General features: G+C 63.1%; 17 protein-coding genes and 1 pseudogene. 6 read left to right on the top strand and 12 right to left on the bottom strand.

Translation table 11 applies throughout. From position 1 onward, the window contains the following. Positions 1-426: 426 nt before the first annotated feature. The 3 genes and pseudogenes from HX851_RS00975 to ilvD all read left to right on the top strand — a co-directional run. Positions 427-1,032, top strand: a pseudogene (locus tag HX851_RS00975) (SagB/ThcOx family dehydrogenase); the annotation flags it as partial. Between the two features lie 41 nt (positions 1,033-1,073). Further along, positions 1,074-1,865: an MFS transporter gene (locus tag HX851_RS00970; RefSeq protein WP_177064628.1), complete on the top strand. Its 792-nt coding sequence runs from the start codon at positions 1,074-1,076 to the stop codon at positions 1,863-1,865. A 281-nt stretch (positions 1,866-2,146) separates the two neighbouring features. Then, positions 2,147-3,994 (top strand): dihydroxy-acid dehydratase, encoded by a 1,848-nt coding sequence (ilvD, locus tag HX851_RS00965; protein ID WP_177064626.1) that lies wholly within the window; start codon positions 2,147-2,149, stop codon positions 3,992-3,994. Between the two features lie 226 nt (positions 3,995-4,220). Here ilvD and HX851_RS00960 read toward each other — a convergent pair whose 3' ends face one another. Continuing rightward, positions 4,221-5,276: an HAD family hydrolase gene (locus HX851_RS00960; protein ID WP_177055908.1), complete on the bottom strand. Its 1,056-nt coding sequence runs from the start codon at positions 5,274-5,276 to the stop codon at positions 4,221-4,223. 241 nt (positions 5,277-5,517) lie between these two features. Between HX851_RS00960 and HX851_RS00955 the strand changes: the two genes are divergently transcribed. Further along, the gene (locus HX851_RS00955; protein ID WP_177064624.1) at positions 5,518-6,909 is read left to right on the top strand and encodes an L-cystine transporter; all 1,392 of its coding nucleotides are present in this window, start codon (positions 5,518-5,520) and stop codon (positions 6,907-6,909) included. 90 nt (positions 6,910-6,999) lie between these two features. On the opposite strand, the gene HX851_RS00950 is transcribed toward HX851_RS00955, so the two are convergent. Next, the gene (locus HX851_RS00950; protein WP_177064622.1) at positions 7,000-7,512 is read right to left on the bottom strand and encodes a dihydrofolate reductase; all 513 of its coding nucleotides are present in this window, start codon (positions 7,510-7,512) and stop codon (positions 7,000-7,002) included. Between the two features lie 83 nt (positions 7,513-7,595). Between HX851_RS00950 and HX851_RS00945 the strand changes: the two genes are divergently transcribed. Together HX851_RS00945 and HX851_RS00940 are read left to right on the top strand one after the other, a co-directional pair. Further along, positions 7,596-8,975 (top strand): DUF2868 domain-containing protein, encoded by a 1,380-nt coding sequence (locus tag HX851_RS00945; RefSeq protein WP_177064621.1) that lies wholly within the window; start codon positions 7,596-7,598, stop codon positions 8,973-8,975. Beyond that, positions 8,968-10,341 carry a DUF3482 domain-containing protein gene (locus HX851_RS00940; protein WP_177064619.1) on the top strand — a complete coding sequence of 458 codons (1,374 nt, stop codon included), beginning with the start codon at positions 8,968-8,970 and terminating at the stop codon, positions 10,339-10,341. Before HX851_RS00945 ends, HX851_RS00940 begins: the two co-directional genes overlap by 8 nt. Positions 10,342-10,350: 9 nt before the next feature. Here HX851_RS00940 and HX851_RS00935 read toward each other — a convergent pair whose 3' ends face one another. From HX851_RS00935 to HX851_RS00890, 10 genes are all read right to left on the bottom strand, one after another. After that, complete coding sequence (locus HX851_RS00935) at positions 10,351-11,331, bottom strand: lysophospholipid acyltransferase family protein (protein WP_256262790.1); 981 nt, start codon at positions 11,329-11,331, stop codon at positions 10,351-10,353. 23 nt (positions 11,332-11,354) lie between these two features. Beyond that, positions 11,355-13,532 carry a peptidase domain-containing ABC transporter gene (locus HX851_RS00930; protein ID WP_177064614.1) on the bottom strand — a complete coding sequence of 726 codons (2,178 nt, stop codon included), beginning with the start codon at positions 13,530-13,532 and terminating at the stop codon, positions 11,355-11,357. Beyond that, positions 13,529-14,809, bottom strand: a complete 1,281-nt coding sequence (locus HX851_RS00925) for an HlyD family secretion protein (RefSeq protein ID WP_256262789.1) — start codon at positions 14,807-14,809, stop codon at positions 13,529-13,531. The genes HX851_RS00930 and HX851_RS00925 overlap by 4 nt, the downstream gene beginning before the upstream one ends. A 90-nt stretch (positions 14,810-14,899) precedes the next feature. Then, positions 14,900-15,064 carry a hypothetical protein gene (locus tag HX851_RS00920; RefSeq protein WP_017124904.1) on the bottom strand — a complete coding sequence of 55 codons (165 nt, stop codon included), beginning with the start codon at positions 15,062-15,064 and terminating at the stop codon, positions 14,900-14,902. Between the two features lie 188 nt (positions 15,065-15,252). Continuing rightward, positions 15,253-15,849: a phosphonate degradation HD-domain oxygenase gene (locus HX851_RS00915; RefSeq protein ID WP_177064612.1), complete on the bottom strand. Its 597-nt coding sequence runs from the start codon at positions 15,847-15,849 to the stop codon at positions 15,253-15,255. Next, a complete protein-coding gene (locus HX851_RS00910) occupies positions 15,846-16,985 on the bottom strand; it encodes a TIGR03364 family FAD-dependent oxidoreductase (RefSeq protein ID WP_177064611.1) in 1,140 nt (379 codons plus the stop codon). Before HX851_RS00910 ends, HX851_RS00915 begins: the two co-directional genes overlap by 4 nt. Before the next feature lie 135 nt (positions 16,986-17,120). Next, entirely contained in the window at positions 17,121-18,143 is a 1,023-nt protein-coding gene (locus tag HX851_RS00905; protein WP_177064679.1) for a putative 2-aminoethylphosphonate ABC transporter substrate-binding protein, read from the bottom strand. A 57-nt stretch (positions 18,144-18,200) separates the two neighbouring features. Then, positions 18,201-19,925 (bottom strand): putative 2-aminoethylphosphonate ABC transporter permease subunit, encoded by a 1,725-nt coding sequence (locus tag HX851_RS00900; RefSeq protein ID WP_177064609.1) that lies wholly within the window; start codon positions 19,923-19,925, stop codon positions 18,201-18,203. Between the two features lies 1 nt (position 19,926). After that, positions 19,927-21,003: a putative 2-aminoethylphosphonate ABC transporter ATP-binding protein gene (locus tag HX851_RS00895; RefSeq protein WP_177055889.1), complete on the bottom strand. Its 1,077-nt coding sequence runs from the start codon at positions 21,001-21,003 to the stop codon at positions 19,927-19,929. Between the two features lie 104 nt (positions 21,004-21,107). Next, positions 21,108-21,971 carry a LysR family transcriptional regulator gene (locus tag HX851_RS00890; RefSeq protein WP_177055887.1) on the bottom strand — a complete coding sequence of 288 codons (864 nt, stop codon included), beginning with the start codon at positions 21,969-21,971 and terminating at the stop codon, positions 21,108-21,110. Between the last annotated feature and the right edge of the window lies 1 nt (position 21,972).

Raw genomic sequence — 21,972 nt, 5'->3', positions numbered from 1 at the left:
AGGCCCTCACTCGCCGTCAATGACTGGACATGACCGACATATAACTCGGACATACCCTACACATCTATTAATTGCCAACTCATCTCACAAGCCTATTATCAATTACATCACCTCGACATCGAGATGATGCAGTTGCTCTTCAAATAGAACCTCAATAATAGGACCTCAAGCAGGAGAGATGAAAATGAAAAAAATCAACCTTGAGTTAAAAGTAAGTGCCGGCCATCACGCGATGCTCGGAAACTTTAAATAAACCCCGAGACAGGTTGGGTCGCCCCCCCCCATCTTCGGCCCAACCTCAGGCAAGGGGTGCACATTCATGCATATCAATCCAGATCTGCTTATCCTGATAAAACCACCTGCCCTCGTGATCTGGAACTACAAATCACATGAGCAGTACTCGATAGACAAACAAAACGAAAGACCTGCCGAAAATTTCTCGGCCAGAGTATTTCGCGAAAGGATCTTGGCACCCTTCTTTATCTGTCGCTGGGTTATCTGAAAGAGCGTGAAGGTGATTGTGCGCCAACAACACCGCAGGCATTCAAGGACCGTCGCAGTAGTCCATCGGGAGGCGGCCTGAATTGCACCGAAGGTTATGTCTACATTCGCAATGTAGAAGGTATTGGTTCTGGATTTTATTATTACCACCCGGACAAGCACGCTCTAATTTTTATAAAATGCATCGACGATCCCTTGGCGACACTTTTGCAAGAACAGCATTTCATTGGAAACTTGCCTTTTGGCATATTCATTACTTCCCGCTTCGACAAAATGTGGTGGAAATATCCACACTCCCAGGGTTATCGGGTGGCATTGCTCGAAGCAGGCCATGTTTCCCAGACATTTCAACTGACCGCCACCGCCCTGGGTTTCAAGACTTGGATAACAGCCGCATTGACCGAGCGGAAAATCGAACAAGCGTTGAATCTGAGCGATTTGTGCGAACAGCCACTACTGTTTGTCGGTGCCGGCTACAGCAATGGAGAAGCACTCTGCGACGAACTCAGGGAATTGCTCATCCAGACGTGAGCCCCTTCCCCGCGCATTGCACCACCAACAGGAGTCCATCGATGCAAGGTTTCGCGCCCACACCCGCTCTGCAATCACGCCACTACAAACGCTCCTGCCTCCTGCTGGTCACGTGCATCTCACTCATCAGCTTTTTCCCGCTCAATGTACTGTTGCCGGCCTTTCCGGCCCTGGCAGAGCAGTTCAATACATCAACAGTGGATATCGCCCTGGCCATCAGCCTGTTCACGCTGATCTTCGCTTTCTCGCAGTTGGTGGCCGGGCCTCTCTCCGACAGGTTCGGACGCAAGGAGGTCCTGCTGGGGTGCCTGGCCATATCCTTTGTCGGCGCCCTCGGCTGCACCCTTGCCACAGACTTCGCGGCCTTTCTCTTCTTCCGCGGTGTCCGGGCGCTGGGCTGCGGATTCTTTGTCCTGGGGCTGGCGCTGGTGGAAGACCTGTTCGACAAGGAAGACCGTGCCCTCATCCGCATCTACTACATGAGTTTCAGCGGGTTGTTCGTTGCACTGTCGCCCCTACTGGGTTCCTGGTTGCTGGAGTCCTTCGGCTGGAAAAGCAGTTTCCATGCCTTTGCCCTGATAGCGGCGGGCATCTTCCTGCTGGCGTTGCGGGTGCTGACCTCACGGTCGGCGGCAATCTCGGCGGCGATGCTGCTGTTCTCCACCCACGCGGGCACTGCGGCTTCGGCGGGCAATACCATCATGTTCCTCACAGCGGCCGGTACCAGTGCGGTGCTGGCCATGACAGGGGCCCATGTGCTGCCGGCCATCGCCGCGGGCCTGATCGCCTTCAGCCTCGCGGGCCTGCTCAGCAGTGCCAGGGTGAGCCGCTGAGCGGCCCTGCGCACAGGCAGCTCCGGGAATCCATAGCCGCCCGCTGGACCCAGGCTTCACACCCTTGAGCGCCCGGCCCATTCCTTCCACGCGCCAGCGGTGTAGAATCGCTCTATTCATCGCCAGTCATCCCCCGGCGGGTTTATGAGCTCAAGCTGAAATGCACGGCGATCCCGTGCGGTTATCGGCAGCTTTCGGACACACGGCCATTTCTGAGTGTTCCCGAGGTCAATAGAAGCTCACTCCCCATTTGATACCTGATTAGCCGCCCGGAGTGCTCCATGCCTGATTACCGCTCGAAAACATCCACCCACGGCCGCAACATGGCCGGTGCCCGCGCCCTGTGGCGCGCCACGGGGATGAAAGACGCCGACTTCAAGAAGCCGATCATCGCCGTCGCCAACTCGTTCACCCAGTTCGTGCCCGGCCACGTCCACCTCAAGGACATGGGCCAGCTGGTTGCCCGCGAGATCGAACGTGCCGGCGGCGTCGCCAAGGAATTCAATACCATCGCCGTGGATGACGGTATCGCCATGGGCCACGACGGCATGCTCTATTCGCTGCCGAGCCGCGAGATCATCGCCGACTCCGTCGAATACATGGTCAACGCCCACTGCGCCGACGCCATCGTCTGCATTTCCAACTGCGACAAGATCACTCCCGGCATGCTGATGGCCGCCCTGCGCCTGAACATCCCGGTGATCTTCGTCTCCGGCGGCCCGATGGAAGCCGGCAAGACCAAGCTCGCCGCCCACGGCCTGGACCTGGTAGACGCCATGGTCATCGCCGCCGACTCCAGCGCTTCTGACGAGAAGGTTGCCGAGTACGAGCGCAGCGCCTGCCCGACCTGCGGCTCATGCTCCGGCATGTTCACCGCCAACTCGATGAACTGCCTCACCGAAGCCCTGGGCCTGGCGCTGCCGGGCAACGGTTCGGCCCTGGCGACCCACTCCGACCGCGAGCAGCTGTTCCTGCAGGCCGGCCGGACCATCGTCGAGCTGTGCCAGCGTTACTACGGCGACAACGATGACTCGGTGCTGCCGCGCAACATCGCCAACTTCAAGGCGTTCGAAAACGCCATGACCCTGGATATCGCCATGGGCGGTTCCACCAACACCATCCTGCACCTGCTGGCCGCCGCCCAGGAAGCCGAGATCGATTTCGACCTGCGCGATATCGACCGCCTGTCCCGTCATGTGCCGCAACTGTGCAAGGTCGCGCCGAACATCCAGAAGTACCACATGGAAGACGTGCACCGCGCCGGCGGGATCTTCAGCATCCTCGGCGAGCTGGCTCGTGGCGGCCTGCTGCACACCGACCTGCCGACCGTGCACAGCAAGACCCTGGCCGACGGCATCGCCAGGTGGGACATCACCCAGACCGACGACGAAGCGGTGCACACCTTCTTCAAGGCCGGCCCGGCCGGTATCCCGACCCAGACCGCGTTCAGCCAGTCGACCCGTTGGGAAACCCTGGACGACGACCGTGAAAACGGCTGCATCCGCAGTGTCGAGCACGCCTATTCGAAAGAAGGCGGCCTGGCCGTGCTGTACGGCAACATCGCCCTGGACGGCTGCGTGGTGAAAACCGCCGGTGTCGACGAGTCGATCCATGTGTTCGAAGGCAACGCGAAGATCTTCGAAAGCCAGGACAGCGCCGTGCGCGGCATCCTCGCCGACGAAGTGAAGGCCGGCGACATCGTGATCATTCGCTACGAAGGTCCGAAAGGCGGTCCGGGCATGCAGGAAATGCTCTACCCGACTTCCTACCTGAAATCCAAGGGCCTGGGCAAAGCCTGCGCCTTGTTGACCGACGGTCGCTTCTCCGGCGGTACGTCAGGTCTGTCCATCGGTCACGCTTCTCCGGAAGCCGCCGCTGGTGGCGCCATCGGCCTGGTGCAGGATGGCGACAAGGTATTGATCGACATTCCGAACCGCTCGATCAACCTGTTGATCAGCGACGAGGAAATGGCCGCCCGTCGTGCCGAGCAGGACAAGAAAGGCTGGAAGCCGGTGGAAGCCCGTCCACGCAAGGTGACTACCGCGTTGAAGGCCTATGCATTGCTCGCCACCAGCGCCGACAAGGGTGCGGTCCGCGACAAGGCGATGCTGGACAAGCTGGTGCCGTAATACTCACGATCCCTGTAGGAACTGGCTTGCCAGCGATGAGGCCTTAAAGATCGATGCAAGCCTCAAGGGCCTCATCGCCGGCAAGCCGGCTCCTACAGGTGATGCGGTATCGATCGTTCCCACGGTCCCCGTGGGAATGCTTCACTGGACGCTCTGCGTCCGCTGTTGTGACGCGCAGCGTCACGGGCTGCATTCCCACGCAGAGCGTGGGAACGATCATTGCCTATTACTGGATATCTTCAGGCTTGACGATCACCCAGTTCTTGTCCGCCGTCACCGGCAGGCCTTCCTTGGCCTGGGCCTCGGCGTAGGTCTTCATCATGCCGTTGAGCTGGGTCATGTACTTGTCCTTGCGGTTGACCCACAAGTGCACGCCACCCTTGGCCACGTCGACGCTGTGGAACAGCATGTAGCCATCGCTCGAAGGCGTGTCGCCGCCCACCAGCACCGGTTTTTTCCACTGGTCGATATAGGTCAGAATCGCCGCCTGCTTGCCGGCCATCCAGGTCGCCGGGGTCCACAGGTACGGGGTCAGTTCCAGGCCGAGGTTGGCCTTCTCGTCATACTTGCCGGCGCTGATCTGCTTGCGCGCGGTGGTCAGCTCGCCGGTCTTGCGGTCCTTGAGTAACGTCGTCACGCCGATCACGTTCTGCGGCTTGACGTTGTAGCCGTACTTCGGATCCGCCGCGACCATGCGCACCAGCTCTTCCGAAGCGGCGGTCATCACATAGACCTCGATGCCGTTTTCCATCAACTTGTTGTACAGCTCGGCCTGGCCGGTGAAGACCTTGGGCGGCTGGACGTCGATGTTCTTCACCACGTCGCCATCGTAGTAGGTGCTCGGCACCGGCTTGCCGGACGCCATCAGCTCGTCGACGTAGCCCTTGAGCTCCTTGAGGGTGAAACCGGAGAACACTTGGGCCACCCACGGATAGCAGACCATGTCGTCGATTTCACAGAGACGGTAGTAGTAGCTGAACAGGCTTTCCTTGTGGTCGGCGGTGTCCTTGAACGGGATCAGCTTCAGGGACGGGTCCAGGGTCTCGCGGGTAATCAGCCCCTTGTTCTCCATGAACGGCAGCAGCGATTCTTCCAGGTCATAGCGATAGCTGGTGTTGTCCATGTCGAACACCGCGAAATTGCCCTTGTTGGCATTGGCGGCGATCATCGCATCCAGTTGCTTGGCCTGGGCCTCGGGCCAGTGCTTCAGCTCGGTGGCGAACGCCTGACCGGCAAGGCCCAGGCAGAGTGCGGCGGCGAGAAGTTTGGGGACGAATTTCATTGGCGGTATCTCCCTGACTGAAAGTCATCGACGCTAACAAATCTGTATGACAGTCCTCATCCGAGCACGACCGCCTGCATCCTGATCACGTCACCGGCATTCGCGCCAGCGTCACCGGCTTATTCCAAAAACGACAGCCATCATTCTATTTAGATATTAAATTCATATATATCAAGCTGTTAGGCTTGCCGGTTCACCATCAACGGCTAGATTGATGGGCATCTATTATTTCGGAGTCTTCATGAACCTGCCGCTGATTCTCAATCTGCTGGTGTTCCTCGCCCTGCTGCTGGGCCTGGCACAAACCCGCCACACCGCCTGGAGCCTGGCGAAGAAGGTCCTGTTCGCCCTGGTGCTGGGGGTCATTTTCGGCGCGAGCCTGCATGCCCTCTACGGTGACGGCAACCCGGTGCTCAAGGCCTCCATCGGCTGGTTCGACCTGGTGGGCAACGGTTATGTGCAGTTGCTGCAGATGATTGTGATCCCGCTGGTGTTCGCCTCGATCCTCAGCGCCGTGGCCCGCCTGCACAATGCCTCGTCCCTGGGCAAGATCAGCTTCCTGACCATTGGCACGCTGCTGTTCACCACCGCCATCGCCGCGCTGATCGGGATCGGCCTGACCAACCTGTTCGGCCTGACCGCCGAGGGCCTGGTCGCCGGCACCCAGGAACTGGCCCGGCTGCAGACCATCCAGACCGACTACGCGGGCAAGGTCGCCGACCTGAATATCCCGCAACTGCTGCTGTCGTTCATTCCGCAGAACCCGTTCGCCGACCTGGCCCGGGCCAAGCCGACCTCGATCATCAGCGTGGTGATCTTCGCCGCCTTCATGGGCGTTGCCGCGCTGCAACTGCTCAAGGACGATGCCGAAAAGGGCCAGAAGGTGGTCAATGCCATCGACACCCTGCAAGCCTGGGTGATGCGCCTGGTACGCCTGGTGATGAAGCTGACGCCTTATGGCGTGCTGGCGCTGATGACCAAGGTGGTGGCAGGTTCCAACCTGCAGGACATCATCAAGCTGGGCAGCTTCGTCGTGGTGTCCTATATCGGCCTGGGGCTGATGTTCGTGGTCCACGGCCTGCTGGTTTCGCTGGCCGGGATCAACCCGCTGCGGTTCTTTCGCAAGATCTGGCCGGTGCTGACCTTTGCCTTCACCAGCCGCTCCAGCGCGGCGAGCATTCCCCTGAGCATCGAGGCGCAGACCCGTCGCCTGGGGATTCCCCAGTCCATCGCCAGCTTTGCCGCTTCGTTCGGGGCGACGATCGGACAGAATGGCTGCGCGGGCCTGTACCCGGCCATGCTGGCGGTCATGGTGGCGCCGACCGTGGGCATCAACCCGCTGGATCCTCTGTGGATCGCGACCCTGGTAGCGATCGTGACCCTGAGCTCGGCCGGCGTGGCCGGTGTCGGTGGTGGCGCGACCTTTGCCGCGCTGATCGTGCTGCCGGCCATGGGATTGCCGGTGTCTTTGGTGGCGTTGTTGATTTCGGTGGAACCGCTGATCGACATGGGCCGCACGGCACTCAACGTCAGCGGTTCGATGACCGCCGGCACGATCACCAGCCAGATCATGCAGCAGACCGACAAGACCCTGCTGGATGCCGACGAGCATGCGGAACTGGCCCAGGCCTGAGCCTCCCGGCGCTCGCTGGATCAGCTTCGGGGGCAAGCCCCTCCCACAGGTGTGAAAGACATTGTGGGAGGGGGCTTGCCCCCGAAGCTTTCAGGTCCTTTCCCAGACCTCGAAGCTGAATGCCGGCTTGTCGTCCAGCGCCGGGTGCGGCTCGTTCGACACCCGCTTCCACTGGTCCGGATCGAACGCTGGAAACCACGCATCGCCGTCAGGGCTCAGCTCTATCCGGGTCAGGTACAAGCGGTCCGCCTGTTCCAGGCCTTGGCTGTACAGTTGCGCGCCGCCAATCAGCATCAGCTCGCTGGCGCCCTGTGCCAACGCCCATTCCTCCGCTCGCGCCACGGCCTCTTCCAGCGACGGGAAAACCTCCGCGCCTTCCAGTTGCAGGCCGGCCTGGCGACTGACCACCAGGTTCAGCCGGCCGGGCAATGGCCGGCCGAGGGAGTCCCAGGTCTTGCGCCCCATGATGATCGGCTTGCCCAGGGTGGTGGCCTTGAAATACTTGAAATCCGCCGGCAAATGCCAGGGCATGCTGTTATCGACGCCGATCACGCGGTTTTCACCAAGGGCTGCGATCAGGCTGAGGGGGAGTGTATTTTTCATGGAGACGAGGATACCTGACACCCTGGTGCAGGCACTAGCCACAGCGGTTATGCTTCTGGCTCAACTCCGCAACAGGATGGCGCGTGACTGAACCGACTCCGCTGCAACGCCTCTGGCTGACCGAGACCGTGCGCCTGCGCGAAGAGCAGGCCGGCCCCTTGGACGACCTCGAAGCCAACCGCCGCGCCCGGGCGGCCGGCGGTGACCTGGCGACCCGCATCCAGCACCGCGCGCTCTGGCTCGCCGAGCGGGATGGTCAGCTCAGTGCCCTGCGACACTGGTTGCAAGGCGCGCGCCTGGCCCTGCTGCTGCTCGCCGTGCTGGTGATGCTCAGCGGTGCCGGCCTGGCCTTCGCGGCGCTGGGCAACGGGCAGGTCGCGGTCAATGTGTTCTGGGCCCTGGGCAGCCTGCTCGGCTTGAACCTGCTGCTGTTGGCGAGTTGGGCCGCGGGCCTGTTCCTGGCCGGCGGACACGGCGCCAGCCTGGGGCGACTGTGGCTCTGGCTCAGCGAAAAATTCGCCCGCGACGCCCAGGCCGTGCAACTGGTGCCGGCACTGGCGCTGCTGCTGCAACGCCAGCGCCTGAGCCGCTGGGCCATCGGCATGGTCGTGCATGGCCTGTGGCTGCTGGCCCTGCTCTGCGCGCTGGTGATCCTGCTGATGTTGATGGCGACCCGGCGCTACGGTTTTGTCTGGGAAACCACCATTCTCGGTGGCGACACCTTCGTCAGCCTGACCCAGGGCCTCGGTGCCCTGCCGGCCCTGCTCGGCTTCAACGTGCCCAGCGAAACGATGATCCGCGCCAGCGGCAACAGCGCCCTCGATCTGGAAGGCGCGCGTCAGGCCTGGGCCGCCTGGCTGATCGGGGTGCTGGTGGTCTACGGCGTGCTGCCGCGCCTGCTGCTGGCGCTGTTCTGTCTATGGCGCTGGAACAGCGGCAGCCGCACGCTGCGACTGGATCCGAACCTGCCCGGCTACGCCCACCTGCGCGAACGCCTGATGCCCAGCAGCGAACGCCTCGGCGTCAGCGATGCCGCCCCCGAACACCTGCACAACGCCACGGCCGGAGTCACCACCCTGGACAGCGACGGCGCGCTGCTGGTGGCCATCGAGCTGGACGACCAGCACACCTGGCCTCCCGCGCTGCCCAAGGGCGTGAGGGACGCCGGTATTCTCGACAGTCGCGAGTCGCGGCAAAAACTCCTGGAACAACTGACCCGCTTCCCACCGGCACGCCTGGCGATTGCCTGCGATCCGCGCCGCTCGCCGGACCGCGGTAGCCTCGGCTTGATTGCCGAGCTGGCCCGCAGTGCCGCCGACACCCGCATCTGGCTGGTGCAGGCGCCGCTTGGCCAGGCCCTGGACGCCGACCGCCTCGGCGACTGGCACAGCGCCCTGCTACAGCTCGACCTGCCGTTCGCCGATTGCGCCCCGCTCACCTGGCTGGAGACCGGCCATGACTAAGCCGCTGAAACTGGCCGTGGTCGGCCACACCAATGTCGGCAAGACCTCGCTGCTGCGCACCCTGACCCGCGACGTGGGCTTTGGCGAGGTGTCCCACCGGCCCAGCACCACCCGCCATGTCGAAGGGGCGCGGCTGTCGGTGGACGGCGATGCCCTGCTGGAGCTGTACGACACGCCCGGCCTGGAAGACGCCATCGCCCTGCTCGACTACCTCGAACGCCTGGATCGCCCCGGTGAGCGCCTGGACGGTCCGGCGCGGGTGGCGCGTTTCCTTGACGGCAGCGAAGCCCGACAGCGTTTCGAACAGGAGGCCAAGGTCCTGCGCCAGTTGCTGGCGTCGGATGCCGGGCTGTATGTGATCGATGCCCGCGAACCGGTCCTGGCCAAATACCGTGATGAACTGTCGGTGCTCGCCAGTTGCGGCAAGCCGTTGCTGCCGGTGCTCAACTTCGTCAGCAGCGCCGCCCAGCGCGAGCCCGACTGGCGTGAAGCCCTGGCCCGCCTGGGGCTGCATGCCCTGGTGCGCTTCGACAGCGTCGCCCCGCCGCAGGACGGCGAACGGCGACTCTATGAGAGCCTGGCCCTGTTGCTGGAAGGTTCCCGTGCCCAGCTTGAGCGACTGATCCTCGACCAGGAGGCGCAGCGCCAGGCCCGCCGGCAAAGCGCCAACCGGTTGATCGCCGAGCTGCTGATCGACTGCGCCGCCTGCCGTCGCCAGGTAGTCAGCGAAGCCGATGCCGAAAGCCGTGCCATCACCGAGCTGCGCCAGGCTGTCCGTCAGCGTGAACAACGTTGCGTCGAAGCCTTGCTCAAACTCTACGCCTTTCGCGCCAGCGACGCGGCGGCGGCCGACCTGCCGCTGCTCGACGGGCGCTGGGGCGATGATCTGTTCAATCCGGAAACCCTCAAGCAACTGGGGGTGAAGGTCGGCGGAGGCATCGCCGCCGGGGCCGCGGCGGGAGCCGGAGTCGATCTGCTGGTGGGCGGCCTGACCCTGGGTGCCGCCGCCCTGGCCGGAGCCATTGCCGGTGGTGCGTTGCAGACCGCGCGCGGCTACGGCAGTCGCCTGCTCGGCAAGCTCAGGGGGCAACGTGAACTGACGGTCGACGACAGCGTGCTACGCCTGCTGGCGCTACGCCAACGACAACTGCTACAAGCCCTGGAGGCACGGGGTCATGCGGCGATGGACAGCATCACCGTCGCAACGCCCGTGGACAAGTCCTGGCGCGAGGGCAAGCTGCCTGATGCCCTGGGCAAAGCCCGGGCCCATCCGCAATGGTCGTCGCTCAACCCGCAACCGAAGCTGAGCCAGACCGAACGCCAGGAGCAATTGGAAAAGCTTCTGCACAAGCTCGATGAAAGCTGAAAAACGAATTCAATCCAGGTAAGCAGCAGAAGCAGAGCGACCTGCCTGCCGCCTCTCGCCCGATGACCATTGCCGATGATGAAAAGCCTCCATCCTGGGCAGGTACAACCAGTTCTGCGGCGCCTCGCGAATGAAACCTTCCAACGCCTCGATCCAGTGCGGCAGCATCCGCTCGAGAGGACCGTGGAGGACGCGGTCGATCACCTGCAACTCCCCGCGCTGCCCCAAGCAGGCACGATGCCCCACCAGTAAAAGATCGCAACCCAGCTTCGACGCCAGGAACAGCGGACCTTTGACAAACTGCGCATCCCGGCCGAAGAACCGTCCCGCCATCGGCTCACCAAACCGAATACCGTCAAGGCTTACCGGCAGGTCGCAGAAGATGATCACCAGATCGCCCCGCTTCACCCCTCGGGCAATCGCCAGCGCCGTCCTCGGGTCATTGCTGTCCAGGACCTCGATCACATGCCCGAGGCCTTCGAGGTTCTTGAGCGAGCCATGGGTAAACGGATCGCCGAAGTTCCAGATCGGAATAATGAACCGCGTGGGCGCGGTCCTGCGCTCGACCACACAGGCCACGGCCATCCAGTACTCGCCACAATGGGGCAGCGCCATGATGGTCTGGCGCCTGGCCCCGCGTTGCCAGTGCCCGTCGGGATCGCGCCACGGGATGGATCCGATCCAGGCCCGCAGATATGCGGGCCGATGGCTCTGGTAAAGGTGTTGATAAATCCCCCGCTGGAACTGGATCGCGCTGTATTGACAGGCCAGGACCCGGCAATGCCCGGGAGAAAAATCGAAGAGCTCCAGGTTCTGGCGACTGCGCCGGTATTCCACGCCTCGCAACCCCCGGGGCAAGTGGAGCAGGATCGTCGGCAACAGGGCCAGTAAACCGTGCAGGGCATTGATCCGCAAAAGCACGGCCGTGATCGCCAGCAACTGCCTGCGCAGCCTGGCCTTGAACCTGGCCAGCCATAACCAGCGCTGCATCCGGCCACTCAAGCCACGGGGCATCATGGCTTCGCTGTCGCCAGGCTTTGGCTGTCAACCGGCACCAGACGGCCTTCGGACATCTGCAAGACCGTCGTACAGGCATCCGCCACGTCCCGGTCATGGGTGACCACGACACAGGTCAGGGGCAGCCGGCGAATCGTCTCGATCACCACATCGCGCGACGCCCGATCCAGATGCGCCGTCGGCTCGTCGAGCAACAACAACTGCGGTCGACGATACAGCGCCCGGGCGATCAGCAAGCGTTGCCGCTGCCCGGACGACAGCTGAATGCCCACCGAGCCCAGTTGCGTGTTGAAACCATTGGTCAGTTGCAACACGCACTGGAACAGGCCCACCTGCTCGACACAAGCCTGTAGCCACGGGCCGTCCAGCTCGTCGTCCATCACGATATTGTCGACCAGGGTACCGTCGACGATCTCACCCTGGGCCATGACATAAGCCACGCTCTGGCGATAGCGGCGCAGGCCGAAATGTCGCAGCGCCTGGCCGTTGATGCGGAACAAGCCTGTATCCAGCGGATAAAAGCCGGCCAGGACCTTGAGGAAGGTGCTCTTGCCACAGCCGGAAGGGCCCAGGATGGCGATCTTCGCGCCCTGCCCCTCAAGGCTGAAATCCAGCTTGTCGAAGGTCGGGCGCTCGAACGAGCTGTAGCAGAACCGCGCGTCCTGCATGCGAATGGAGCCGATGGACTCGCGCTGCCCAAGCGGGCTGCTGCTGTAGACACAGGACTCGAACGGCTCCGGTTGCTCATCGACGATGTCATCCAGCCGGCCCAGCTCAACCCTCACCAGCCGCAGGTTCATGTAGCCATCCACCAGCTTGAAGGCGCACGCCATGAACATATCCTTGTACAGCACAAAGGCGAACAGATCGCCGACGCTGTTCTCACCGTTCAATACCGCCAGGGCCCCGAGCGCGCTGACCAGCAGGGAGTGACCGTGGGACAGGCCGTCATGCACCACCTGGTTCATCGCCTGCATGCGCTGGACTCCGGCGCGGGCCGTTTCGGTGTCCGCCTGCCGATTGCTCCAGGACGCCAGTTTCGCCGCTTCATAGTGATAGAGCTTCATCGACTCGATGCCACCCAGCACACCCAACAGCGAGACATTGCGCAATGTCTCGGCCTCGATCGAAGACTTGTGGCGCTTTTCCATCGCCGGCAGGGTCAGACCCCGAAAGAGAAAAAACAGCAGGCACAACGCCAGGGACAAACCCGCCAGCTTGAGATTGATCAGCGCCATCAGCAGCAGGAAGACCAGGGCGAACAGGCTGTCGATGGCGATGTCCATCCACCCCGAGGTGAACGGCAGGAACACCTTGTCCGCCGCCTGGGTGCGACGCAGGATATCCCCCGGGGCACGCCGCTCGAAATAGCTCAGCGGCAAGCGCAGCAGGCGGGCGATGACGCCGGTCGAGAGATCCTGTGTCAAGGCGATCCGCAGTTGGCAATCCAGCAACGCCCGCAGCCAGGCGGCCACGGTCTTGAACAGAAAGATCGCGCCGAAGACGTACAGGATCAGGTAGAGGAAATCCTCGTCGTTCTTGGCCACGACTTCATCGATGGTCAAGGAGAACAGCTTCGGCGCGGCGATCCCTCCCAGGTATCCGACCACCGACAGCAAGCCCATGGGAATCAGGTAGCGCAAGATCCACGGGTTCTTGCGCAGCAGGCTGGCAAAGCCCAGCGACGCCTGGACCCGGACGCCGGCCTGCAGGGTAAAGGCCAGGCCCGGGAGCATTTCCAGGGCGACCCCGCTGAACATCGGCAACGCTTCTTCCCAAGTGTAGAACCGCCGCCCCACCGCCGGGTCGACCAGGTGCAGGCCGGTTCTGCCCACCGCCTCCAGTACCACGAAATGCCGGTTGTTCCAGAACAGGATCGATGGCGTACGCAGTTGCCCGAGTCCGTCCAGCAGGGTTTTCAAGGGGCGACAGGTAAACCCCAGCTCGTCGGCCACCTTGATGAGCTGGAACAATGACATGCCGTCCCGCGCCACGCGGTAGTCCCGTCGCAGTTGACGCAGGGCCAGGTGCTTGCCGTGGTAACCGGCGACCATGGCAAGGGAGGTCAGGCCGCACTCGGACATTTCGTCCTGCAGGATCACCGGCACGCGCTTGCGCAGCCTCTGCCCGGAGCGCGCCAGGGCATCGCGCAATACTGCCTTGAGCCCACTCATGTCGGCTCGTCCGTCGCCGCCGGTGCAGGCCGGGCCGCCGGCCACACGCCGGGATTACGTTCCAGCCCCTTGAGCACGGGCAGGAACAGCCACTCCATCAGGCTCAGGCGCTCCAGGCTCAAGGAGCCCCTGAGGGTCATGCCGTCCTTGAGCCAGTCCTGGCGAATACGGGTGTGAGGGGCACTGAAATCCGGCTGCACCTCGACCAGGTAGGTGGGCGCCTCCCGCGCTTCATCGCCGGTCTCGCCGGGGATCGCCGCCCTGTAGGTGCTGGCGGAACTGTGCACGATGGCGCCTTTGACAACACCATGACGCTCATAGGGAAAAGCATCGAAACGCAAGATCACCTCGGTACCGGGTGTAGCGAAACCAATGGCCGACGGGCTGACGTCCAGCATGATCCGCAACTGCGGATCCTCGGCCCGGGCGGCCCGCAGCAGCAACATCGGATGGCCCGCCTCGACCCTGCCGCCGGCAAATACCGCCACGGTGTCCACGACGCCATCCACGGGAGAAAGCAGTACATATCCCTGGTTCTTGCCCAGGGATTCCAGGCGTTCCAGCCACTCGTTGCGCTGGCGGGCGAACTGCCCCAGGCGAGCCGCCAGGTCCTGGTCCGCCTGGCTGACGCGCTGTTGCAACTCCAGGCTGCGCTGCTGGGTGCTGGCCCGTGCCAGCTCGTTACTGGCCTGGTCTTCCAGGGCGGACTCATGCACCACCACCGCCTGGTCCCTGGCCGAGCCGGAAACCGCGCCCTCGCCCGCCAGTTGCTCATGGCGCTGTCGCTCGTCCAGGGCAACACCGACGCGCCGCTGGATCGATTGTCCGATCCGGCTGTTGAGCGCCAGGTCCTGTTCCAGCTGGCGCAGTTGGCGTTGCAGGAGATCTTGATGGGCGGCGTGGGCGGATCGGGCCAGATTCTCCTCCGCTGCCAGCTCATCGAGCAGGTTGTGCAAGCGCTCGATATTGCTGACCGAGAGGGCTTGATCACTGTCGGCCTCGATATTTTCCGGAGCCACCGTGCGCAGGCGAATCAACGGCTGGCCGCGCTTGACCGGAGAGCCAGCACCCACCAGCACCTCGTCGACATGGGCCGCCTTCTCATTGGCGACACGCACCACATCGTGGGTCATTACCCGCCCCTGGGCCTCTTCCTTCCTGAGATAGCTTCCCGTCGACAGCAGCACCATCACCGCCACGACAAAAAGACCGAGCACCGCGCCCAACAGCAAGGGTCGCAACGCCGATCTCGGGGTGACCGTCCCCCATTCGAGCATAAGTAAATCCGTACAGAGGAAGTTCGCCGTGAATCAGGCATCGGACAAACGGGGCGAGGTCATCGACCTGCCCCGTCTGATGCTATTGCTTCAGCTCCATGGTTTGAGCGGAGTACTGAAAAAATCGCCCAGGTTGTTGAAGAAGTCGGCGAATACCGCGCCCGCATCGGCTCCCCAACCGGCCCCGCGGATATCCATGGTTTCATCGAGGGTCATTTCCTGCGGGGCATTGTCTTGCTGCTTAACATCTTCCATCGGGATACCTCACTGATCGAGTTATGAAAAACACATCAGGCCGGACACACTGTCCGGCTTGAATTTCATCGCACTCCACGGGCCCGGGGGCATTGCCGGAGTGCGCGATCATTCTCCCAAGCAGCCAGGAAGGGAACTATAAGACCGGCGAGTATCCCGTGCCTGAATCGGCACCAGCCAAACCAGAACTATGCCTCGCGAGCTGTAGTATCAATCACAGGTTTACTCAGCAGGTGTTGCGCCTTGTCTCTCAAAAGCTGCAAGTCGATGAGCGGAGTGTGGCGCTGCTTGGCCTGCTCGTCCCAATGACGCATCCGCAAACTCACGCCGCACAAGGGGTCCAGCTCGAAGGCCCGAGCCTCCTCCGGGCTCATGACACCACCCTGGTACTCCAGCGTACGCCGACTGGCCTCGCTCAGGCGCTCGTAGTACCCGGGATCGGTCAATGTCAGATAACGCTTGGCCTGCACGTGATACTCCACCAGCCGGGCCAGCCGCTCGCTGAAACCAACCCGGCGCAGATAGTCCGCGCCCAGGCGTTCATGACTAACAACACCATAGCCGCCCATATCCCCCACGGGCTGCTCACCGGCCGGGCAGATATGCCCGATATCGTGAAAGAACGCCGCCAGCACCACTTCATCGTCGAAGCCTTCGGCCAGCGCCAGTTGCGCGGCCTGGGACATATGCTCCAGTTGCGAGACCGGCTCACCGATATAGTCGGCACTACCAAACTGTTCATAGAGGCCGAAGACCTCATCCAACACCTGTGCGATCGGGTTCATGCGGACTCTCCCAGCAACGCGGCAATGTTGTTTTCGGCCATCTGCGGACCGACACTCATACCGACCCCGGTGTGCATCAGCACGGCACTGACACCCGGCGCCGCCCGCAGGAACGAGAACGGGCCCGGCCCCTTCGAACCGTAGACCCCCTGCCAACGCTCCAGCACCTGGACCTTGCAGCCCAGGGTGTGCTCGGCCAGCTCCAGCATCCAGGTGTCCACCTGTTCGGCGTTGAACGGCGAAGCATCGCTGCCGTAATGATGGGAGTCGCCGATGATCAGCTCGCCGTGGGGCGTCGGGCTGATCAGCAGATGGATGCCGTGCTCCTGCAGGTGGGGGCTTTCGCGCAGGATCTGTTCCCGCACCGCTGCGGCTTCCGGCAAGTCGGAGAACGCACCGTAGTGCACGCAACTGAGGCCGGTCAGCACCGCGTGTTGCAGGTTCAGGCTGTTCGACAGCGGGCGCGCGCGAAGCATTTGCAAACGACAGATGCCCGGCTGCAACCGGGCCATCGATTCGGCCAGCAGCGTCTGATAATCGTGACCGGAACAGACAACGATCTGCCCACCGCGAAAGCTCCCGGCAGTGCTGTGCAAACGGCCGGGCTCGACCTCGCGCACCAGCGTCGAAAAGTGGAATTCCACGCCCAGTTCGCGACGCAGATAGTCGATCAGCGCCGGGATCGCCTCGCGGGAATACAGTTGCTGGTCGTCCAGGCCGTGCAGGGCGGCACGGTGATGGCTGAACTGACCGTCGTGCAAAGCGTGCAGGTCCTGGCCCCGCAACAACCTCACCCGATAGCCGTGCTTCTCGGCACGGCTGGCGCAGAACGCCTCCAGCAGCTGTTCTTCCGCCTCGGTACGGGCGAAGAGCAGCGAGCCGTTGCGCTTGAGCTGAAAACCGGCCTGCCGTGACCAGTGGCCCCAGATGTCCCGGCTGGCACGCGCCAGGTCGAGCATCACACCCGGCGGCTGGCCGGTGACCAGGGCCTGGCCAAAATTTCGCACCGACGCGCCCAGGGGCGTCGCGCTGCGCTCGAAGACCTTGACCCGCAGGCCACGGCGGGCGGCGGCGTAGGCATGGGACAGGCCCAGGATGCCGGCGCCGACGATGAGAATATCGTTGTGAGTTTCCATGGGTATTCCGTGGGGAATGGCCGCTACGCGGTTCGCGGGCAAGCCCGACTCCCACAGGACTCGCGTCGTTCACAAAAACAGGGATCGACACAACACCTTGTGGGAGCCGGCTGGCCCGCGATAGTGGTCCAGGGGTTATTGGGCGACTTTTTCCGACTTGCCGTCATAGCGCTTGCGCCACTCGGTAAGGATCTCGTCGCGGTTCTTCGAGGCCCAGGCGAAGTCGTTCCTGATCAGGCGCTGTTCGTAGTCGGCCGGCAGTTCGGTCTGCGGCTTGGCGATCCCCGGCTGGGCCAGCACGGCGAAGTTTTCCTTGTACAGCTCCATGGCCGCCGGGCTGGCGGAGAAGTCGGCGAGTTTCTTTGCCGCTTCCTCATGGGGTGTGCCCTTGATCACCGCGGTGGCCTCGATTTCCCAGCCCAGGCCTTCCTTCGGCAGGATGATGTCCAGTGGCGCGCCCTGGCGCTTGAGCTGCACGGCCGGGTACTCGAAGGAGATGCCGATCGGGAACTCACCGGCGGCCGCCAGCTTGCACGGCTTGGAGCCGGAGTGAACGTACTGGCCGATGTTCTGGTGCAGGTCATCCATGTACTTCCAGCCCTGCTTCTCGCCGAAGGTCTGCAACCAGGCGCTGACATCGAGGAAACCGGTGCCGGACGAAGCCGGGTTGGGCATCACGATCTTGCCCTTGTACTCGGGCTTGGTCAGGTCCTGCCAGCTCACCGGTTTGCTCAAGTGCTGCTTCTCGGCCTCGACGGTGTTGAAGCAGATGGTCGCGGCCCAGACGTCCATGCCCACCCAGGATGGCGGGTTGGCGGCATCGCGATAGTTGCCGCCAATCTTGCCCAGGTCCTTCGGTGCATAGCTCTGCAGCATGCCTTGCTGGTCGAGGATCGCCAGGCTCGAAGCCGCCAGGCCCCAGACCACGTCAGCCTGCGGCCGGGCTTTCTCGGCCAGCAGCTTGGCGGTGATGATGCCGGTGGAGTCGCGCACCCACTTGATTTCGACGTCCGGGTTGGCCTTCTCGAAGGCGTCCTTGTAGCTCTTCAATTGTTCGGCTTCGAGGGCGGTGTAGACGGTCAGCTCGGTTTTCGCGGCAAAGGCATTCAGGCTGAATGCCGAGAGCACGGCAGCGGTAAGAGCCAGTGGTTTGAGCAGGCGTGACTTGGGCATGGCGCGGTTCCTTGAGTGAGTACGAGTGATCGGGTGGGCGAATCAATGACCGGGCGCAGTCTGCCGCCAGGCCTGGGAGCGCCGCAGCAAACCGCGCGAGGCCCAGGCCAGCAGCAGGGACACGCCCGCCGAGGTAAAGAGGATCAGGGTCGACATGGCTGCTGCGCCGCCGACGTTGCCGGCGTCATCCATATTCAGCACGGCCACCGCCGCGAGGATGGTGTCGGGGCTGTAGAGGAAGATCGCCGCCGATACGGTGGTCATGGCCGAGACGAACAGGTAGCGGATGATGTCCAGCAGCGCCGGCAGGCAGATCGGTACCGTTACCTTCAGGTAATGCCGGTACAGCGGCGCCTTGAGCGACAGCGCGGCCGCCTCGAACTCGCTGTCGAGCTGGCGCAGGGCGGTGGTGGCGGTCATCTGCGCTGTGGTCAGGTAGTGCGCGATGGTGCAGACCACCAGCAGCGTCATGCTCCCGTAGAACACATGCAACGGGTTGCCGTTGAGGTTGAAGAAGAACACGTAGCCAAGGCCCAGGACCAACCCCGGCACGGCCATCGGCACGAAGCTGAGCATGCGCAACACCAGGTTCAGGCCACGCTGGGCGCGGGTTTTCTCCATCAGGTAGGCACCGGTGAAAATCAGCGCGCTGCCGATCAGCGCCGTGCTCAGGGCCATGGCCAGGCTGTTGCGATAGGCCAGCCAGCCACCGCCCGCCGTTTCGTTGAATTGATAGTGATTGAGGGACAGCGACAGGTTGTACGGCCAGAACTTCACCAGCGACGAATACACCGCCATGCCGAACACCAGCAGCAGCGCGGCGCAGATCAGCAGGACAATCGCCAGGTAGCAGCCATCGCGCAGTGACGAACGGGCCGGCTGGAACACCTGGGCCCGCCCGCTCATGGTGTCGCCGTGGCGCCGACGCAGCCAGGCATCCACCGCAAAGCTGAACAGCGCGGGCAACAACAGGATCATGCCGATCAGCGCCCCCCGCCCGAACTGCTGCTGGCCGACCACCGCCTTGTAGGCTTCCATGGCCAGGACCTGGTAATCGCCGCCGACCACCACGGGCACGCCGAAGTCGGTAATGGTCAGGGTGAACACCAGGCACAAGGCGGCGAACAGCGCTTGCCGGGTCGCCGGCCAGGTAATGCTGCGAAAGGCTTTCCAGGGACCGGCGCCCATGCTCGACGCGGCGTCGAACAGGCGGGCATCGGCCAGGGAGAGGGCCGACAGCAGGATCATCAGGGCATGGGGAAAGGTGTAAATGACCTCACCGAGGACAATGCCCCAGAAGCCGTAGACGTTATCCCAGAGCAGGCCGCGCAACAGGCCCTGGTTGCCGAACAGGTAGACCAGGGCAATGCCCGGCAGCATCGATGGCGCCATCAGCGGCAACAGCGACAGGGCGCGCCACAGGGGCTTGCCGGGAATCAGGGTGCGCTGCAGGGCGTAGGCAAACAGGTAGGCCAGGGGCACGACAATCGCCGCCACGCTCATGGACACCTTCAGGCTGTTGCCCAGCAGCCAGTGAAAGTTGTCGCTGTTCACCAGTTCCTTCGCGGCGAGCCAGCCACCGCCCTGCCCGGCCTCGCTGCTGAAGCCACGCCAGAAGATCGCCAGCAGCGGCAGCAACACCGCAATACCCAGCAGGCAGAGCCAGAGCAGCTTGCCGCCGACCACGAACAGACGGTCGCCCAGATCGCCGCGCGAGGTGTTCACGCTCGACTTGCGCGCCAGCGGCAGGCTGATTTCGCCGGCCATCTCAGGCAAACACCTGGAGACTGCGCGGTGGCAGCGCGACCCAGATATCCGGCGAGCCCAGGCGTGGCATGTCCTGCGGAGCGACTTCGGCCAGCAGCGGATGGCCGGGCAATTCGTTGAGCTCGAAACTCATGCGGCAGCGGTTGCCGAGGAAGGTGATTTCGCGCACCCGCGCCGGAAACAGGTTTTCCTCGTGCACCGGTGGATTGACGCTGATCGACTCCGGGCGGCAGAACAGCCGGCCGGAACCGGCACGCGAAGCACCTTCGGCCAGCCGCACATCCATATTACCGACCCGTGCATGATGGGCGCTGCGGTGCTGGAACGGCAGCCAGTTGCCCTGGCCGACAAACTCGGCGACAAACGGCGTGGCCGGCTTGTCGTAGATTTCCTGGGGCGTAGCGTACTGCTCGACCTTGCCGTTGTTCATCACGGCAATGCGATCGGCCATCAACATGGCCTCGTCCTGGTTGTGAGTGACCATCAGGGTGGTGACGCCGAGGCTGCGTTGCAGTTGGCGCAGTTCGGTGCACAGGTGTTCGCGGACCCGCGCATCGAGAGCCGACATCGGTTCGTCCAACAGCAGCAACGAGGGTGCCGGTGCCAGGGCCCGAGCCAGGGCGACCCGTTGCTGCTGACCACCGGAAAGCTGGCCGGGATACTTTTTTTCACTACCGACCAGCCCCACCAGTTCGAGCATCTGGGCAACGCGCTTGCGCACCTCATCACGCCCGCTACCGGCCAGGCCGTAGGCGATATTCGCCTCCACCGTGAGGTTGGGGAACAAGGCGTAGGACTGGAACAGGATGCCGTAGTCGCGGGCCTGGGGCGGCAGCTCGGAGACATTGCGATCGCCGAGGAACAGCTCGCCATCGTCCTGACGTTCGAGGCCGGCGATACAGCGCAGCAGGGTGGTCTTGCCGCAGCCCGACGGCCCCAGCAGACACACCAGTTCGCCGGCGGCGACGTCGAGGGAAACGTTGTCCAGTGCGGTGAAGGCACCGAAACGCTTCTGTACACCGCGTACTTTCATCGGTGCGCCTGGGTTGGCCAGGGCGATGGCGATCGAGTTGTTCATGGACGGACCTCATCTAGCGGATGAGGGTCATGCTAGGGAGGGAATGCGTAGGCTATGTGGCAACAAGGCCAAAGTTGCCGATAGTGGTATTGGCGGATTTGGGTTCAGGCCGGCGCCATTTCCTGAGCCAGGCCCATGAACGCGGCGGGCAGGCGCGCCGACTTGCGCTCCTTGAGGCAATACAGGTACTCGGGGATCTGCGGCGCATTCTCGATGCTCAGCACCCGCAGTTGCGGATCGTGGGGCACTTCCTGGCGGGCAATGATGCTGATGCCGATATTACGCAGCACCGCTTCGCGGATCGACTCACGGCTGCCGATTTCCAGCAGCGGGCCATGACCGACCTGTGCATTACGCAATAACTCTTCCGTCAGTTGCCGGGTGGTCGACCCCGGCTCGCGCATCAGCAAGCAATGCCCGGCCAGCGCACTCAACGGCACATGATCATATACCGCCAACGGATGGTTGCGATGCACCGCCAGCACCAGCGGGTCGCTGCCCAGCACTCGGCGGATCAGGCGTGGGTCCTCCAATAACTGCGACGATGCCGCGACATCGACCCGATAGTCCTCCAGGGCCTCCAGCACCTGCTGGGAGTTGCCGATTTCCATCGACACTTCGACCTGGGGCAGGCGCTCGCGGAACGCCTTGACCAGATCGAGGATGTAGTACGGCGCGGTGGCGGCAATCCGCAGGGTGCCCTGGACCTGGCCGCTGTTACGCAGGAAAAACTCGATATCGGCTTCCTGCTGCAGCAGCACCTTGACCATCGGCAGCAGCCGCGCGCCTTCTTCGCTGACACTCAGGCGCCGACCGCCACGATAGAACAACTCGACCGAGTACTGGCTTTCCAGGTGGCGGATCTGGGTGGTGACCGTGGGCTGGCTGAGACCGAGCTTTTTCGCCGCCAGGGTAATACTGCCCAGGCGGGCGACCATGTAAAACGCCTTCAGCTCCGCACTCAGCACG

The organism is Pseudomonas gingeri (genome assembly GCF_013385635.1).
GTDB classification, from domain to species: Bacteria; Pseudomonadota; Gammaproteobacteria; order Pseudomonadales; family Pseudomonadaceae; genus Aquipseudomonas; species Aquipseudomonas gingeri_A.
This window is presented reverse-complemented; position numbering and strand designations above follow the sequence as displayed.

Bases quoted from the DNA above. Each gene is read 5' to 3' on its own strand.
- HX851_RS00920 (WP_017124904.1), bottom strand. From the start codon at position 15,064: ATGGAAGATGTTAAGCAGCAAGACAATGCCCCGCAGGAAATGACCCTC.
- HX851_RS00900 (WP_177064609.1), bottom strand. From the start codon at position 19,925: ATGGCCGGCGAAATCAGCCTGCCGCTGGCGCGCAAGTCGAGCGTGAAC.
- HX851_RS00960 (WP_177055908.1), bottom strand. From the start codon at position 5,276: ATGAAATTCGTCCCCAAACTTCTCGCCGCCGCACTCTGCCTGGGCCTT.
- HX851_RS00915 (WP_177064612.1), bottom strand. From the start codon at position 15,849: ATGAACCCGATCGCACAGGTGTTGGATGAGGTCTTCGGCCTCTATGAA.
- HX851_RS00895 (WP_177055889.1), bottom strand. From the start codon at position 21,003: ATGAACAACTCGATCGCCATCGCCCTGGCCAACCCAGGCGCACCGATG.
- HX851_RS00925 (WP_256262789.1), bottom strand. From the start codon at position 14,809: ATGCTCGAATGGGGGACGGTCACCCCGAGATCGGCGTTGCGACCCTTG.
- HX851_RS00930 (WP_177064614.1), bottom strand. From the start codon at position 13,532: ATGAGTGGGCTCAAGGCAGTATTGCGCGATGCCCTGGCGCGCTCCGGG.
- HX851_RS00910 (WP_177064611.1), bottom strand. From the start codon at position 16,985: ATGGAAACTCACAACGATATTCTCATCGTCGGCGCCGGCATCCTGGGC.
- HX851_RS00970 (WP_177064628.1), top strand. From the start codon at position 1,074: ATGCAAGGTTTCGCGCCCACACCCGCTCTGCAATCACGCCACTACAAA.
- ilvD (WP_177064626.1), top strand. From the start codon at position 2,147: ATGCCTGATTACCGCTCGAAAACATCCACCCACGGCCGCAACATGGCC.
- HX851_RS00950 (WP_177064622.1), bottom strand. From the start codon at position 7,512: ATGAAAAATACACTCCCCCTCAGCCTGATCGCAGCCCTTGGTGAAAAC.
- HX851_RS00935 (WP_256262790.1), bottom strand. From the start codon at position 11,331: ATGCAGCGCTGGTTATGGCTGGCCAGGTTCAAGGCCAGGCTGCGCAGG.
- HX851_RS00955 (WP_177064624.1), top strand. From the start codon at position 5,518: ATGAACCTGCCGCTGATTCTCAATCTGCTGGTGTTCCTCGCCCTGCTG.
- HX851_RS00940 (WP_177064619.1), top strand. From the start codon at position 8,968: ATGACTAAGCCGCTGAAACTGGCCGTGGTCGGCCACACCAATGTCGGC.